The following is a 16,151-nucleotide window of genomic DNA, read 5'->3' as shown; positions in this document are numbered from 1 at the left end:
AATTTACCCCTGATAATTCTGTATGTGTTTGGCCACTAAAGATTCAACATTGCTCAGTTGAAACAAAGTGCGCAGTTGCGCCGGCACGAAACTGAGCATTATATGACAGTTTTGCTTTTTTGCATGCTCTAATAAGTGGATTAACATCACCATTCCTGCAGAGTCGACGCGCTCTATCTCTTTTAGCGAGCATTCCAGCTCCGATTGAGCAGGTTGCCATTGCTGTGCATACGCCCACAATGAAGGCACTGTATCTCTATCAAGTGCCCCTGTTAGCTTAAGAATGTTTTGATCCAATTGCCACTGAACGGGAGTCTGGGCCATTATTTCTTCGCCTCGAAACGGATCGGTTCTGCGGCCAATTTTTCTAAGTCTTTAGCAACAGATAGAATGCCTTCTTGACGAATTTTACTGTTCCATTCGGATTGTTTACTAGAAAGTAAACTAATGCCCTCTGCAATCATATCGAATGCTTCCCACTCTCCAGACTGGTTGTCTTTACGCAGTTTAAACTCAAGTTTGATGTTTGGACGCGGAGTATCGATGATATCAACTTTAATGCTTGTAATACGCTTAGAGTCATCAATGCTAGGCTCAGGACCAAACTCAATTTTTTGGTCAGAGTATTGCGTCAACACTTGTGCATAAGACGCAATCAGGTACGCACGAAATGCATCGATAAACTCAAGTACATCTTCACGCTTAGCACCTTTTAAGTTTGGACCAAGAAGTTTTAACCCTGCATAGCGGTAGTTGACGTAAGGCATTAGCTCTTCTTCAACGATCACTTTAAGTAAATTTGGATCTTGTTTGATTTTCGGCTGTTCGGCTTTCAATCTTTCAAACGTGACTTCAGCTACCTGCTTCATCATCTTATAAGGTTCAGTTTTATCCACCTCTGCTGCTGTTGCTCCAAAGACGCTAAACACAGCACAAACTGAAAGTAGTAATCTCGCTAACATAATTATTCCTTACTTGAGTCGTCTGAACCACCTACGCTGTATAGTACTTGACCAATTAAGTCTTCAAGCACAAGCGCCGATTTGGTGTCTTCGATGGTATCACCATCCACCAGCATGACTTCTTCATCAAAAACGAAGCCAGGTACTAAACCAATGTATTGCTCACCAATCAGGCCAGATGTCAAAATTTGTACGCTCGACGTTTCTGGGAACTGATTGTATTTGCTATTGATAGATAGTGTTACAACTGGCAATAAGTTGTCTGGGTTAAGCGAAATACTACTTACTCGACCAATCACAACGCCCCCCACTTTTACGGGAGAACGAACTTTTAAACTGCCAATATTATCGAACTCGGCTTTGAGGGTATAAGTATCACCAGAGCCAATGCTTTTTACGTCAGCAACTTGAAAAATCATCACAAGAATCGCGCAAATTCCCGCTAATACAAAGCTGCCAACCCATAATTCAGTTTTACGTGTTTGTTGCATGATTAATTCCCAAACATCAATGCGGTCAGTACAAAGTCTAATCCTAGTACTGCTAAAGAAGAATGCACAACAGTGCGCGTAGTTGCTCGGCTGATCCCTTCCGATGTTGGAATAGCATCATAACCGTTAAATAGAGCGACCCAAGTAACCGTAATTGCAAACGCAAAACATTTGATCATACTGTTACCAATGTCTTGTCCTAGCTCAACAGAGGACTGCATCGCTGACCAAAAACTGCCGTGATCAACGCCTTTCCAGTCAACACCAACAAGCTGAGCTCCCCAAATTCCCACAGCCATGAAAATCATAGCCAGTAAAGGCATTGAGATAACCCCAGCCCAAAACCGTGGTGCAATCACTCGTTTCAATGGGTCTACCGCCATCATTTCAAGGCTAGACAGTTGTTCCGTTGCTTTCATTAGACCTATCTCTGCGGTTAACGCAGAACCGGCACGACCAGCAAACAAAAGTGCAGTAACAACGGGTCCTAATTCACGGAGTAACGAAAGCGCTACCATTTGCCCCAAACTGCCTTCTGCGCCGTAATCCACCAACACAACATAGCCTTGTAGACTCAAAACCATTCCAATGAACAGACCAGATACGACGATGATCGCCAGCGACTGAACACCAACAGAATAAAGTTGCTTAACAAGCAGAGGAAAGCTTCTGATCGGTTGTGGCTTAGAAAATAGCGCCCCAATCAACATGAAAGTCGCACGACCAAATGCTCCGCAAATAGAAAGCGTGCGTCGACCCAGCGAGGCGACAAAGTGAATGAAGTTATCGACCATCAAATAAGTCCTTTTCGATACTTTGAGAAGGGAAACGAAACGGCACAGGACCGTCGGCATCACCTTGTAAGAACTGCTGGACACGAGGATCAGAGTTTTGAGTCAGCTCTTCTGGCGTACCATAGGCGATGATTTTTCCATCGGCCATCAGGTATACCCAGTCAGCAATACTCATGACTTCAGGTACGTCGTGAGAAACCACAATAGAGGTCAAACCTAACGCTTGGTTTAGATTGCTAATTAGCTCAACCAAAACGCCCATAGTAATTGGGTCTTGCCCCACAAACGGCTCATCGTACATGATCAAGTCAGGGTCAAGTGCGATTGCACGAGCCAAAGCAGCGCGTCTTGCCATACCACCTGAAAGCTCACTCGGCATTAATTGCGCCGCGCCGCGCAGACCGACAGCTTCGAGCTTGAGTAACACCATGGTGCGAATCAAATCTTCCGATAAATCGGTATGCTCTCTCAATGGAAAGGCGACATTATCAAAAACATTCAAATCAGTGAATAAAGCCCCTGACTGGAACAACATGCTCATTTTCTTTCGAGCATGGTAGAGTTTTTTACGCGAGAGAGAGGGAATATTGTCGCCATCAAACCAGATCTCTCCTTGCTCGGGATACAACTGACCACCAATCAAACGCAGCAGTGTTGTTTTACCAATTCCCGATGGTCCCATAATGGCCGTCACTTTGCCTTCAGGAACATGCAGATCAATATCATCAAAGATCATGCGTTCTCCCCGTGAAAAAGTGAGGTTGTTCACGGTGACTAAATCGTTGTTCGACATATCATCTCTTCTACTGTAGGAGCGTTGCAACTCACGGAATCATCAAGCAGATACTCATCGGAGTTGAATTCTACGTTTAATAAAGTAACGTCGGTACATTTATTAGGCTGCAATCATAAGCACATTGGCGTTGAATTTAAAGCACTGTTCAATTAAATAAAGTCGACTATATCCCTGCAATTTCTCATGGTTTATGACCTAATTAGCACGAAGTGTTTAAATCCTAGACCAGAATTGCTCATTTAAATGAGTGAGATTTACATACATTTTCGTTACTAACCTTTAATTTATTCTTCGTTTATCTTCCATTTTAGGCCGCAAAAGGTCAAAATTAGCGGTTATTCATTTTACTTATTTAATACTTAGGAATTCTCATGCTCGAAGCCGTTGCGTTGCTTATAGTCGGTCTTGTTTTGCTTGTTTGGAGTGCAGATAAACTTGTTTTTGGCTCTGCAGCGATAGCCCGCAACGTCGGTATTTCCCCGCTTGTCATCGGCATGACAATCCTTGCGATGGGCTCATCTGCCCCTGAGATGATGGTATCTGCAACCGCTGCTTGGGATGGTAAAACAGATACAGCGGTGGGTAACGTATTAGGCTCAAACATAGCGAACATTGCGTTAATCCTAGGTATTACAGCGCTGATCAAGCCTTTGTCGATTAGCTCCGCCGTCATCCGCCGAGAACTTCCACTCATGATAGCCGTAACCGTACTCGCTGGTATTCTGCTTTGGAATAGCCATCTCGGTTTTTATGAGGGTGTCTTATTGTTTGTACTCTTTGGGGCATTTTTATTTGCTATGTTGCAAATCAGCCGCAAAGAGCAAAAATCAGGTGATGTTTTTCTTGATGACCAAGAGTCAGAGATCCCAGAAGGCGTCAGTAACCCTAAAGCAATCATGTGGGTGGTTATTGGCTTGATACTGCTTCCTTTGGCAGCCAGCATGCTGGTTGATAACGCGGTAATCATTGCTAAACACTTTGGTATGAGCGACCTTGTTATCGGCCTAACTATTATCGCCATTGGCACTAGCCTGCCTGAACTGGCCGCATCACTTGCGGGAGTTTTAAAGGGTGAAGACGACATGGCTGTCGGTAACATTATCGGTTCGAATGTGTTTAACATTCTGGCGGTCATGGGGATTCCTGGCATCATTAATCCATCGGTGCTCAGTGAGTACGCGATGGGACGTGACTTCTGGGTCATGTTAGGCGTTTCATTGTTACTTGTCGCGATGTGTTTGGGTAAATCACGTAGTATTAACCGTATTGAAGGTGCCATCTTGTTTGTGTGCTTCTTAGGTTACCAAGTGTACTTATTCGCAAACATGACCGCTTAATTACCACGATCAATAAGTAGAGATCTGATATGTCCAATCAATTTGATTTTCGCGCTGCTGCTAAACAAGTTCTTGATATCGAAGTTGCTGCTCTGCAAGAGCTAGATACCTACTTTGATGATCAATTTGAAAAAGCGTGTGAACTTATCCTTTCCAACAACGGCAAAGTTGTCGTTATGGGTATTGGCAAGTCAGGCCATATTGGTAACAAGATTGCCGCCACTCTGGCAAGCACAGGGACTTCGGCGTTTTTCGTTCATCCAGGCGAAGCCGCACATGGCGACTTGGGTATGATCAGCCCTGGTGACATTGTGCTGGCAATTTCTAACTCTGGTGAATCAAACGAAATTCTGTCTCTATTTCCAGTATTAAAGCGCCTGAATATTAAGATCATCAGCATGACAGGTAAGCCAGAATCAAATATGGCCAAGCTGTCTGACTTACACCTGCAAATTACGGTACCTCAAGAAGCTTGTCCGTTAGGCCTGGCGCCAACTAGCAGTACGACTGCCACATTAGTGATGGGAGATGCATTAGCCGTAGCTCTGCTTCAAGCTCGTGGTTTTTCTGCCGAAGATTTTGCCCTGTCTCACCCAGGTGGTGCACTGGGGAGAAAACTGCTACTTAAGTTGTCTGATATTATGCACTTTGGAGAAGCGTTACCTAAAGTTTCTCCTGACGCATTAATTCGCGATGCCTTGCTTGAAATTTCAGAAAAGGGGTTAGGCATGACAGCCATCGTCGATGAGCACGATGCTATGCTTGGTATATTCACCGATGGTGATTTACGTCGTACCTTAGACAAGCGTATCGATATTCATACGACGGCAATTGGCGAGGTCATGACGACAAACCCAACCACAGCACACCCTGATATGCTGGCGGTTGAAGGTTTGAACTTGATGCAGAATAAAAACATTAACGCTCTGATTTTATGTAAAGACGAAAAAATTGTGGGTGCACTGAACATGCACGATTTACTAAAAGCTGGCGTGATGTAATATCAGCACAAACATTTAAATCATTTATTAGACGAATAAAGGCAATGGTCAGGGAAGTACTGAGCTAAACGATAGGCCTTCATTATATGAGTTTTACTCGCCTTATTTATTTGCTCTTGATCTTCGTTGTAGCGTGGTGCGGTTATTACCTACTAACCCCTAAAGGCAACGACGCAATTCAAGTAGCACCAGATTCTGAACTGCCCATGTTCAGTGGTTCTGGATTAGAAAACATCACCTACGGTGAAGATGGTGTCCGCAGTTACATCATTCGCTCCACTAACTTAGACCATTATGCTAAGAGTGGAGATACTATTTTTAATAACCCGACTTTGATGGTTTACCGTGAAGGTAGCGTCATTGAATGGAAGGTGACTGCCACAAGAGCAGTGTTAGATGAAGACCAAGTTTTGACTTTATATGACAAAGTCTTAATGCAAAATCTTCTGCCTGGTGCGAGTTTTGATACCATGGCAACAGACAAATTGGTCATTAATCTAACCAATCGTGATTTTAAAGCTGACCAACAAGTGATGTTGGTTGGACCACAATTTGAAACTACTGGAGGCGCAATGCAAGGCAACTTAAAACAGCATACTGCGACTCTGACAGATGAAGTTCAAGGTCGATATGAAACCGTTACACCTTAGCCTACTGGCACTGGTATTGGCGGCGCCTCAAGCGCTGGCACTCAAGTCGGATACTCAACAGCCGGTTTACATAAACTCTGACACCCAACAGGTGGATATGAAGAGTAACCAGGTTGTTTTTGAAGGCGATGTATCTCTTAAGCAAGGGAGCATCAATATCGATGCTGATAGAATCGTGGTAACTCGCGATCCTAAAACCGAAGCAATTAAACAGATTCAAGCATTTGGTAAACCTGCGAAGTTTTCTCAGCTGATGGACGATGGTAAAACACTTAGTGGTCAAGCTACGGAGTTGGATTACCGTATTTCTACAGACGAACTGACCATGAAAGGTCAAGCGCAGCTGGCACAAGACAACAACACCATCAAAGGTTCTTCGATTCGTTACCAAATTGGTAAACAAAAGCTAGTCGCAGATAGCTCTAAGGAAGAGCGCGTTACGACCATTTTGCAACCCAATCAGATAGAGAACTAATATGGCAGTACTGAGTGCGAAAAACTTGGCGAAAAGCTACAAAAAACGCAAAGTCGTCACTGATGTTAGCTTAGAAGTTGAATCTGGTCAGATTGTTGGGCTACTCGGTCCAAACGGTGCGGGTAAAACCACCTCGTTTTACATGATTGTCGGCTTAGTACCTCGCGATGAAGGCACCATTACCATTGACGACAATGACATCAGTATTTTGCCGATGCATAGCCGTTCACGACTTGGCATTGGCTATCTTCCGCAAGAAGCGTCGATTTTCCGTAAGCTTTCAGTAGAAGATAACATCATGGCCGTACTTGAAACTCGTCAAGAAATGACGAGGGAAGAGCGCCAAGATAAACTGGAAGATTTGTTGGAAGAATTCCACATCCAGCACATCAGAACCAGTGCTGGTATGGCACTATCAGGGGGTGAGCGACGCAGGGTGGAAATCGCTCGAGCTTTAGCGGCCAACCCTCAGTTCATTTTATTGGATGAACCTTTCGCTGGTGTTGACCCAATTTCGGTTAATGACATCAAGAAAATCATTGAGCATCTGCGCGATCGTGGTCTCGGAGTGTTAATCACTGACCATAATGTACGTGAAACACTGGACGTATGTGAAAAAGCCTATATCGTGAGCCAAGGGCACCTAATTGCATCGGGAACTCCGGCAGAAGTTCTCAATAATGAACAGGTGAAACAAGTTTATCTCGGCGAACAATTCCGTCTATGATTATATTAGGAACGGTAAGATTCTGAGCATTACAAGGTAAGTAACACTGAATGAAACCTTCATTACAACTCAAGCTAGGTCAGCAGTTAGCCATGACGCCACAGTTGCAGCAAGCGATTCGCTTATTGCAATTGTCGACACTCGATCTTCAACAAGAAATCCAAGAAGCGTTGGACTCAAACCCATTATTGGAAGTTGAAGAAGGCCAAGACGAGCCTCTAGCAAACGGTGAAGATAAGTCAGCGGTCGAGGCTGCTGATAGCAACAGTGCTAGCGAACCAACAGAAATTGACGTTCCAGATAGCTCCGATGTGATAGAGAAATCAGAAATTAGCTCTGAACTTGAAATCGACACGACTTGGGATGACGTCTACAGCGCGAATACTGGTAGCACTGGCTTAGCTCTTGATGATGATATGCCCGTCTACCAAGGCGAAACCACTGAATCATTACATGATTACCTCATGTGGCAGCTTGACCTAACACCATTCAGTGAAACCGACCGCACGATTGCATTAGCGATTATTGACGCTGTTGACGACTACGGCTATTTAACTTTGTCGCCTGAAGAGATTCATGAGAGCTTCGATAATGAAGAGATAGAGTTAGACGAAGTAGAAGCCGTTCGTAAACGCATTCAACAATTCGATCCTCTTGGCGTTGCATCACGTAACTTACAAGAATGTTTGTTACTGCAATTGACGACCTTCCCGGAAGACACACCGTGGCTTGCTGAAGCCAAAATGATACTTGCGGATCACATTGATCACCTAGGCAACCGAGACTACAAGCTCGTCATCAAAGAGACTAAGCTGAAAGAAGCCGATCTTCGTGAAGTCTTAAAGCTTATCCAACAGTTAGATCCTCGTCCAGGTAGTCGCATCACTCCTGATGATACCGAGTACGTAATTCCAGACGTATCCGTTTTTAAAGACAATGGCAAATGGACCGTTTCTATAAACCCGGATAGCGTGCCAAAATTAAAAGTAAATCAACAATATGCTCAATTAGGCAAAGGTAATAGCGCGGATAGCCAGTACATCCGCAGCAATTTGCAAGAGGCAAAATGGTTAATTAAGAGCTTAGAGAGTAGAAACGAGACGCTACTCAAAGTTGCAAGATGTATTGTTGAACATCAACAAGATTTCTTCGAGTATGGTGAGGAAGCCATGAAGCCAATGGTACTCAATGATGTCGCTTTGGCTGTGGACATGCATGAATCCACGATTTCTCGTGTAACAACGCAAAAATTTATGCATACACCACGTGGTATTTTTGAATTGAAGTACTTCTTCTCTAGCCATGTTAGTACTGACAATGGCGGAGAATGTTCGTCAACAGCAATTCGTGCACTCATTAAAAAACTGGTCGCAGCAGAGAATACTGCCAAACCACTGAGTGATAGCAAGATTGCTGCTCTTCTGGCTGACCAAGGGATTCAGGTCGCAAGACGTACGATAGCCAAATATCGCGAATCCTTGGGAATTGCCCCTTCAAGTCAGCGTAAACGCCTATTATAAGGCACTAACTGAAAAGGAAAGTCTATGCAAATCAATATTCAAGGCCATCACGTTGATCTTACCGATTCAATGCAAGACTATGTAAATTCTAAGTTTCAGAAGCTCGAAAGGTTCTTCGACCATATCAATCAAGTGCATGTTGTACTAAAAGTTGAAAAAATTACTCAAATCGCGGAAGCTACGCTTCACATAAATCAAGGCGAAATCCACGCATCAGCCGATGACGAAAATATGTATGCCGCGATCGATTCGCTGGTAGATAAATTGGTTCGCCAACTTAATAAGCACAAAGAAAAACTAAACAGTCATTAATCATGCAACTGAGCGAAATACTGTCATTGGACTGCACCAAAAGTGCGGTCCACTGCACGAGTAAAAAACGCGCCCTTGAAATGATCAGCCGTATCGTGGCTGATCAAACGGGCCAAGATTCTACCGAGCTGTTCGAATGCATGCTCAATAGAGAAAAAATGGGCAGTACCGGTATCGGAAACGGTATTGCGATCCCTCACGCGAGAATGCAATCAAGCGACAAGGCCATTGCTGTCTTACTGCAATGTGATGAAGCAATCGAATTTGATGCGATTGACAATCGACCTGTCGATCTTCTTTTTGCGCTCCTTGTACCAGAAGAACAGTGCAAAGAGCACCTCAAGACTCTATCCTCTATGGCAGAACGTCTGAGCGATAAGCAAGTATTAAAACTACTGCGTAATGCTCAGAGTGATGAAGAACTTTACGACATCATGATTCACCAATAAGCAGGACTAACTCCATGCGACTAATCGTTGTTAGCGGGCACTCAGGTGCCGGTAAAAGTATTGCGCTTCGTGTACTGGAAGACTTAGGTTACTACTGTGTTGATAACCTGCCAGTTAACTTGCTGGACGCATTTGTTCATTCTGTTGCTGACAGCAAACAGAATGTTGCAGTCAGTATTGATATTCGTAATATTCCTAAAAAGCTAAAAGAACTGACGAGTACACTAGAACAGTTAAAAACTGAGCTTGATGTGACCGTGCTTTTCTTGGACGCTAATAAAGAAACGCTACTCAAACGCTACAGCGAAACACGCCGAATTCACCCGTTATCTTTAGGTGGCACCTCCCTCTCGCTCGATCAAGCCATCGAGCGTGAGAAGCAAATTTTGACGCCACTCAAAGCGCATGCAGATCTGGTCCTAAATAGTAGTGGGCAGTCTTTGCATGAATTGAGTGAAACCGTGCGTATGCGCGTTGAAGGCAGAGATCGCAAAGGGCTCGTTATGGTATTTGAGTCTTTTGGTTTTAAATACGGCCTGCCTTCCGATGCCGATTACGTATTCGACGTTCGCTTCTTACCTAACCCACATTGGGAACCAGCACTACGCCCGCTTACAGGTCTGGATGCTCCTATCGCCGCATTTTTAGAGCAACACCAATCGGTGTTAAGTTTGAAATATCAAATTGAAAGCTTTATAGAGAATTGGTTACCTCTGCTTGAGAAAAACAACCGCAGCTACCTGACCGTTGCAATCGGTTGTACTGGTGGTAAGCACCGCTCGGTGTACTTAACTCAGCAAATCGGTGAATACTTCTCCAACAAAGGACACCAAGTACAAATTCGCCATACCTCACTAGAGAAAAACGCTAAGGAGTAGCCGTGGAGTTAAGTCGTAAAGTATTGATTCAAAACCGCCTTGGCTTACATGCTCGTGCAGCAGTCAAACTGGTCGAACTGGCACAGAGCTTTGAAGCGGTCATCACCATCGACAATGAAGAAGACAAAACCGCCACAGCAGACAGCGTAATGGGCCTGTTAATGCTAGAGTCCGCTCAAGGACAATACGTCACGATCCACGCAACGGGTGGGCAAGCGGAAGAAGCACTGGATGCCGTTTGCCACTTGATCGAAGATAAATTTGATGAAGGCGAGTAGTTTACTCGCTTTTTTCTTACCTCCCATTATCTTTCTCTTCCCTGACCTAATAAATAAATTTGCTTAGTATCATAAGTTGTTATTAAAAGGCGCCTAGAATTAAGTTATTATTCAACGCATTGTAAATATCAGGAATTGGGAGGAATGAATGGCAGAGCAAATTGAATTCGACCAAGCTCACCAAGCCCTCCAAGAAGTCACAGAAGCGCTAGAAAATGGTCGCTTCGTCCATGTTCGTCGTCAATTACAGGACATGGAACCTGAGGATATCGCTCACCTTTTAGAAGCCTCCCCACGGAAGAGCCGTGAAGTTCTTTGGCAACTCACCGACCCTGAAGATTATGGTGAAATCCTTGACGAGCTGAACGAAGATGTCAAAGACAGCCTCGTATCCAAAATGGCACCAGAAGCGCTTGCAGAAGCGACAGAAGGCATGGATACCGATGACGTGGCTTACGTACTGCGTAGCTTGCCTGACAACCTGTCACGCGAAGTCCTGTCGCAAATGGACTCCTCTGACCGTCTACGGGTCGAAACCGCCCTATCCTACCCAGAAGACACTGCGGGTGGACTGATGAACACCGACGTCATCACAATTCGTGGTGACGTCGATGTGGACGTAGTTTTGCGTTATCTACGTATGAAAGGCGAGCTTCCAGAAGCTACGGATGCCCTGTATGTGATCGATGAAGAGAGTAAGCTCATCGGTGAACTGCCGATCACGACGCTTATTACCACTCAGCCAGACGTAAAAATCATTGATGTAATGGAAGACGCGGACGAGGCCATCACCGTCGATACTAGCGACTCAGATGTTGCGAGTCTGTTCGAACGCCGTAATTGGGTATCTGCACCTGTTGTTGATGAAAACTTGCATTTGGTCGGTCGTATCACCATCGATGACGTGGTTGACGTTATTCGTGAAGACGCGGAACACTCGATGATGAGTATGGCGGGTATGGACGATGACGAAGATACTTTCGCGCCTGTTGTAAAATCAGCTCGCAAACGCAGTATCTGGCTTGGCGCTAACGTATTAGCCGCCCTTGCTGCTGCTTCCGTTTCTAATATGTTTGAGGCCACATTAGATCAAATGGCGGCCATTGCAGTATTGATGACGATTGTTCCGTCCATGGGTGGTGTCGCTGGTAACCAAACCGTCGCACTAGTGATTCGTGGTCTTGCTCTTGGTCATATCGGTGACTCAAACAAACGCGAACTGTTAATGAAAGAAGCTTCGATCGGCTTACTCAACGGTATCATGTGGGCGCTGATTATTGGTGGTATTGTTGTTGCTTGGAAAGGTAACTGGATGCTCGGAGGAATCATTTCCGCCGCCATGCTGACCAACTTATTGGTCGCAGGTATTGCAGGAGTAACGATTCCAATCCTATTGAAAAAAATGAACATCGATCCTGCTTTAGCTGGTGGTATGGCATTAACAACGGTGACGGATGTGATTGGTTTATCTGTCTTCTTAGGGCTTGCCACAATACTGATTACCTAACAGAAAAAGCCTGATGAACACATCAGGCTTTTTTGATTCTGAATTGCTAGAAAAGCTTATTCACCCGCCACTTTCATGGTATCCAGTAGGATAGAGCCCGTTTGGATTTGTGAGCGCGTTTCAATATCACTACCAACCGCCACAATCTTGGTGAACATGTCTTTTAGATTACCTGCGATGGTAATTTCTGATACTGGGTATTGGATTTCGCCATTCTCAACCCAGAAGCCTGCGGCACCGCGAGAGTAATCCCCCGTTACCACGTTCACACCTTGTCCCATGACTTCTGTCACTAGAAGACCAGTACCGAGCTCTTTAAGCATTTGTTCGAAGTTTTGGCCTGTCGACTTCACGTACCAGTTATGAATCCCACCAGCGTGACCTGTCGGCGTCATCTTCATTTTACGTGCGGCATAACTGGTTAACAGATAAGTTGCTAGTACACCGTCGGTAATGATTTCACGGTCTTGAGTGTACACACCTTCACTATCGAATGGACTTGATGCCAAACCACGCAATACATGCGGACGTTCTGAGATATTGAACCATTCAGGAAGCACTTGTTTGCCTAGATGGTCAAGTAAGAAAGAAGATTTTCGGTACAGGTTACCACCGCTGATCGCCATAACGAGATGGCCAATCAAGCCTGTCGCAACATCAGCCGCAAACATGATTGGGTATTGACCTGTTTTTAGACGCTGCGCATCTAGGCGGTTAACCGTATTCTCTGCCGCCTTACGACCCACCGTTTCTGGGGTCCATAAGTCATCACGATGACGTGCCACGGTGTAGCTGTAATCACGTTCCATCTCGCCGTTTTGACCAACGCCAATTACACAACAGCTAGTACTATGTCGGCTAGACGCATAACTAGCTAATAAGCCATGGCTATTGCCATACACTTTCACGCCGTAATGACTATCATAACTCGCGCCATCACTTTGTTTGATTGCACTATTATAATTTAGCGCCTCTTTTTCTGCTGCAATCGCCACATTGGCAGCATAGTCTGGATCGGGTGCGTCAGGGTGGAAAAGATCAAGCTCAGGGATCTCTTGCACCATGTATTCTTTCGGTGCAGGGCCTGCAAATGGGTCTTCAGATGTGTAATGTGCAATATCTAGCGCCGCTATAACGGTTTGCTCGATTGCAGCTTCACTTAAATCAGACGTGGAAGCACTGCCTTTGCGTTGACCTCGGTAAACGGTAATGCCCAGCGCACCATCGCTGTTGAACTCGACATTTTCTACTTCACCCATACGAGTTGAAACACTTAAACCAGTGCTTTTAGTAATTGCGACTTCGGCGGCGTCAGATTTTGCCGATGCAAGCTTTAAGGCTCTTGCGACGGCTTGCTCTAGCTCGGTACGTTGCTCAGCAACCTGCTGTTTAATATCCATTGTCTTTCACATCTTGTCTTTGATGAACAATAGGATAACAAGAATTTCGCTTTCTCCCCATGATTCTTGTTAAAATAGTCATAATATTAATCAAAACACAGGCAACTGAAATGGCACGTAAGAATCAAAAAGCGCCATGGGAACCAGAAGAAGAGATCATCTGGGTAAGTAAATCCGAGATGAAGCGAGACATGGAAGAACTGCAAAAGCTAGGTGAGGAGCTTGTCGGCCTCAAACCTTCAGTTCTAGAAAAGTTTCCATTGAGCGAAGATTTGCGAGAAGCAATTGCTGACGCGCAACGCTTTAAAAATGAAGCGCGTCGTCGCCAATTGCAACGTATCGGTAAATTGATGCGTTACGAAGATCCAGAGCCAATCCAAGCCGCACTGGATAAAATTCGTAATAAGCACTCTCAATTAACGGCTGTATTCCACAAACTTGAAGCGTTGCGTGATCGCGTAGTGGAAGAAGGTGACAAAGCCATTGATGACGTAATGGAAATGTACCCAGAAGCGGATCGTCAGCGTCTACGCCAACTTGCTCGCCAAGCAGCGAAAGAGAAAAAAGCTGGGAAACCAGCAAAAGCGTACCGCGAAATCTTTCAGATCCTTAAAGGTCTAAACGAAGAAGAGTTTTAATTCGACGGCTCAAGCAATGAGCATTCGATTTAAACGCAAAAAGCAGACGTCAATGTCTGCTTTTTTTATCTTTGATTTTACAGTCAGCGTTACACTAAGCGATTAACGCGGTCTCCGCGCTCGAAAGCGTTAATGTTCTCAATCAGGATTTCCGCTAAACGTTGGATAGATGAGTCGCTGCCCCATGCAACATGCGGTGTCAGTAACAAATTAGGTAAACTCATATTGGCAATCAGCGGATTGCTCTCATCTGCCGGTTCTTGTGTAAAAACATCAAAACCAGCCGCTGCAATTTCTTGCTGTTTTAAGGCATCCACCAGCGCGCTCTCATCCACCAAACCTCCACGCCCTGTATTAATCAAAATGGCGTTGGACTTCATTTGTTGCAACTCTGCTTGACCAATTAAATTCTGAGTATGATCGTTGAGCGAGCAATGCAAGGTCAGCGCATCGGAGCGTTTTAATACTTCCTCAAACGACACATAACCTGGTCTACATTCTGCCGCCCCTTTACGCTCAGAAAACAAGACGGTCATTCCTAACGCTTGAGCCAGATTCGCCGTCGCTTGCCCTAGTGACCCACTACCAACAACACCTAACGTGCTACCACCAATATCCCCGATTGGGTGAGTAAAAAAACAAAACTGCTGGTTACGCTGCCACTCACCTGCGGCAATATCTTGGTGGTACCCAAATAAATTCCGTCTTAAAGCGAATAACATTGCCATCACGTGCTCGGGCACCGAACGCGTCGCGTAACCACGTACATTAGCAACCGCAATATCATGATTAGCACAGTAGTTCACATCGACGTTGTTAAAACCAGTTGCGGCAACCGCGATCATCCGTAATTTTGGTAGTTGCTCTAATACATGTTGGTCAAGCAGGACTTTATTGCTAATCACGATATCGGCATCGGCTAACCTTTCTATTACCTGCCCAGGCGCAGTTAGGTCGTACTCACGCCAGTGGTGCGGAAAGCTAGGTCGTGGGATCTCAATATGTTCTGGGATGGTCGCTCGATCTAAAAATACGATGCTTGGCAAAGACATAACAACTCCTTGTTCACGGCTGAAAGACAGGATACATCAACCACAGTAACGAAATAGCCAAAAATAGCGAACTAGAAAGAACCGCTGTTAGTGCAATTGGCATTAAGGGTGTGGCAACGTTTTATAATCAGGCAATGTACGCTCTGGCGAAAAATAGTTAAAGATCATCGCCTCGGCTTCAGAATAAAAGTCACAGGGTACAAAAATACTGCTCAGCTGATCCGTAGCTGGATGATAAAAACTTAGCTCCGCAGCGTGCAACTCTAAACGTTCTGAAAACTGATACGCCTCTTCGCTTGCATAAAACTCATCACCCACAATCGCATGACCAATCGCCATCAAATGCACGCGTAACTGATGCGATCGACCAGTAATGGGGAGTAACCGCACAACGGTCGTATGGGTGCCATCAGGGTGCACTTCACGCTTCACTACTTGGAATAAAGTTTGAGATGGTTTGCCGTCGTCAAAACATACTTTTTGTCGTGGACGATTTGGCCAATCACAATTTAATGGAAGATCAATATTCCCTTCTTGCGACTCAACATGCCCCCAAACACGTGCGTAATACACCTTGTGAGTGAGGCGATATTGGAACTGCTTTTTTAATGCTCGCTCCGCGGGTTTGTTTTTCGCCAGCAACATCAACCCTGATGTCGACATATCCAAGCGATGCACAACTTGAATTTCTGGATGCAACTCTTTGAGGCGGCTCCACATGCTGTCGTAATGCTCTGCAAGGCGACCAGGGACAGACAGCAGCCCTGATGGCTTATTCACTGCCAGAATGTCGTCATCCTCAAAAACGATATCAACCCAAGGGTCGGTGGGAGGGGTATATTCAAGCATTGCCATGGGAGATCTCTACAAAATAAAAACGCCGC

Annotated in this window: 20 protein-coding genes; 12 read left to right on the top strand and 8 right to left on the bottom strand. The window is 45.0% G+C overall.

What is annotated here, in order from left to right; translation table 11 throughout:
- Positions 1–3: 3 nt before the first annotated feature.
- Genes R7R78_RS19050 through mlaF form a run of 5 tightly spaced genes read right to left on the bottom strand, consistent with a single transcriptional unit; the run spans position 4 to position 3,040 of the window.
- On the bottom strand, positions 4–324 hold the full coding sequence (locus tag R7R78_RS19050) for a lipid asymmetry maintenance protein MlaB (protein ID WP_054728869.1): 321 nt from the start codon (positions 322–324) through the stop codon (positions 4–6).
- Positions 324–962, bottom strand: a complete 639-nt coding sequence (gene mlaC, locus R7R78_RS19045; protein ID WP_005381098.1) for a phospholipid-binding protein MlaC — start codon at positions 960–962, stop codon at positions 324–326. Before mlaC ends, R7R78_RS19050 begins: the two co-directional genes overlap by 1 nt.
- 2 nt (positions 963–964) lie before the next feature.
- Positions 965–1,453 carry an outer membrane lipid asymmetry maintenance protein MlaD gene (gene mlaD, locus R7R78_RS19040; RefSeq protein WP_115386306.1) on the bottom strand — a complete coding sequence of 163 codons (489 nt, stop codon included), beginning with the start codon at positions 1,451–1,453 and terminating at the stop codon, positions 965–967.
- Positions 1,454–1,455: 2 nt separating this feature from the next.
- Positions 1,456–2,247, bottom strand: coding sequence for a lipid asymmetry maintenance ABC transporter permease subunit MlaE (gene mlaE, locus R7R78_RS19035; RefSeq protein WP_005381100.1), 792 nt, complete (start codon positions 2,245–2,247; stop codon positions 1,456–1,458).
- Positions 2,237–3,040: a phospholipid ABC transporter ATP-binding protein MlaF gene (gene mlaF, locus R7R78_RS19030; protein WP_005388422.1), complete on the bottom strand. Its 804-nt coding sequence runs from the start codon at positions 3,038–3,040 to the stop codon at positions 2,237–2,239. Before mlaF ends, mlaE begins: the two co-directional genes overlap by 11 nt.
- Positions 3,041–3,414: 374 nt before the next feature.
- Between mlaF and R7R78_RS19025 the strand changes: the two genes are divergently transcribed.
- The 11 genes from R7R78_RS19025 (at position 3,415) to mgtE (ending at position 12,177) form a co-directional block, all read left to right on the top strand.
- Positions 3,415–4,380 (top strand): calcium/sodium antiporter, encoded by a 966-nt coding sequence (locus R7R78_RS19025; RefSeq protein ID WP_005381102.1) that lies wholly within the window; start codon positions 3,415–3,417, stop codon positions 4,378–4,380.
- A gap of 29 nt (positions 4,381–4,409) precedes the next feature.
- Positions 4,410–5,381 (top strand): arabinose-5-phosphate isomerase KdsD, encoded by a 972-nt coding sequence (gene kdsD, locus R7R78_RS19020; protein WP_005381104.1) that lies wholly within the window; start codon positions 4,410–4,412, stop codon positions 5,379–5,381.
- Positions 5,382–5,467: 86 nt separating this feature from the next.
- On the top strand, positions 5,468–6,031 hold the full coding sequence (lptC, locus tag R7R78_RS19015; protein WP_005381106.1) for an LPS export ABC transporter periplasmic protein LptC: 564 nt from the start codon (positions 5,468–5,470) through the stop codon (positions 6,029–6,031).
- Positions 6,012–6,506, top strand: a complete 495-nt coding sequence (gene lptA, locus R7R78_RS19010; RefSeq protein WP_005381109.1) for a lipopolysaccharide transport periplasmic protein LptA — start codon at positions 6,012–6,014, stop codon at positions 6,504–6,506. Before lptC ends, lptA begins: the two co-directional genes overlap by 20 nt.
- 1 nt (position 6,507) lies before the next feature.
- Positions 6,508–7,233 carry an LPS export ABC transporter ATP-binding protein gene (lptB, locus tag R7R78_RS19005; RefSeq protein WP_005381111.1) on the top strand — a complete coding sequence of 242 codons (726 nt, stop codon included), beginning with the start codon at positions 6,508–6,510 and terminating at the stop codon, positions 7,231–7,233.
- 50 nt (positions 7,234–7,283) lie between these two features.
- Entirely contained in the window at positions 7,284–8,753 is a 1,470-nt protein-coding gene (locus tag R7R78_RS19000) for an RNA polymerase factor sigma-54 (RefSeq protein WP_005381112.1), read from the top strand.
- A 24-nt stretch (positions 8,754–8,777) separates the two neighbouring features.
- Positions 8,778–9,065, top strand: coding sequence for a ribosome hibernation promoting factor (gene hpf, locus R7R78_RS18995; protein ID WP_005381114.1), 288 nt, complete (start codon positions 8,778–8,780; stop codon positions 9,063–9,065).
- A gap of 2 nt (positions 9,066–9,067) precedes the next feature.
- On the top strand, positions 9,068–9,514 hold the full coding sequence (gene ptsN, locus R7R78_RS18990) for a PTS IIA-like nitrogen regulatory protein PtsN (protein WP_005381116.1): 447 nt from the start codon (positions 9,068–9,070) through the stop codon (positions 9,512–9,514).
- Positions 9,515–9,528: 14 nt separating this feature from the next.
- A complete protein-coding gene (gene rapZ, locus R7R78_RS18985; protein WP_054577138.1) occupies positions 9,529–10,392 on the top strand; it encodes an RNase adapter RapZ in 864 nt (287 codons plus the stop codon).
- Between the two features lie 2 nt (positions 10,393–10,394).
- Positions 10,395–10,670, top strand: coding sequence for an HPr family phosphocarrier protein (locus R7R78_RS18980; protein ID WP_005381120.1), 276 nt, complete (start codon positions 10,395–10,397; stop codon positions 10,668–10,670).
- A gap of 148 nt (positions 10,671–10,818) precedes the next feature.
- Complete coding sequence (gene mgtE, locus R7R78_RS18975) at positions 10,819–12,177, top strand: magnesium transporter (RefSeq protein ID WP_005381121.1); 1,359 nt, start codon at positions 10,819–10,821, stop codon at positions 12,175–12,177.
- Positions 12,178–12,233: 56 nt separating this feature from the next.
- On the opposite strand, the gene pmbA is transcribed toward mgtE, so the two are convergent.
- Positions 12,234–13,577: a metalloprotease PmbA gene (gene pmbA / locus R7R78_RS18970; protein WP_025767615.1), complete on the bottom strand. Its 1,344-nt coding sequence runs from the start codon at positions 13,575–13,577 to the stop codon at positions 12,234–12,236.
- 110 nt (positions 13,578–13,687) lie between these two features.
- Between pmbA and yjgA the strand changes: the two genes are divergently transcribed.
- Complete coding sequence (gene yjgA, locus R7R78_RS18965; protein ID WP_005381124.1) at positions 13,688–14,215, top strand: ribosome biogenesis factor YjgA; 528 nt, start codon at positions 13,688–13,690, stop codon at positions 14,213–14,215.
- An 89-nt stretch (positions 14,216–14,304) separates the two neighbouring features.
- Here the strand turns inward: yjgA and R7R78_RS18960 are convergent, their stop codons facing one another.
- Both R7R78_RS18960 and R7R78_RS18955 read right to left on the bottom strand, forming a co-directional pair.
- Positions 14,305–15,267, bottom strand: a complete 963-nt coding sequence (locus R7R78_RS18960; RefSeq protein WP_104975636.1) for a D-2-hydroxyacid dehydrogenase — start codon at positions 15,265–15,267, stop codon at positions 14,305–14,307.
- A gap of 102 nt (positions 15,268–15,369) precedes the next feature.
- The gene (locus tag R7R78_RS18955) at positions 15,370–16,122 is read right to left on the bottom strand and encodes a pseudouridine synthase (RefSeq protein ID WP_053303451.1); all 753 of its coding nucleotides are present in this window, start codon (positions 16,120–16,122) and stop codon (positions 15,370–15,372) included.
- Between the last annotated feature and the right edge of the window lie 29 nt (positions 16,123–16,151).

Source organism: Vibrio sp. 2134-1, assembly GCF_033339495.1.
The sequence above is the reverse complement of the archived record's forward strand: the minus strand, read 5'-3'. Positions and strand labels throughout refer to the sequence as shown.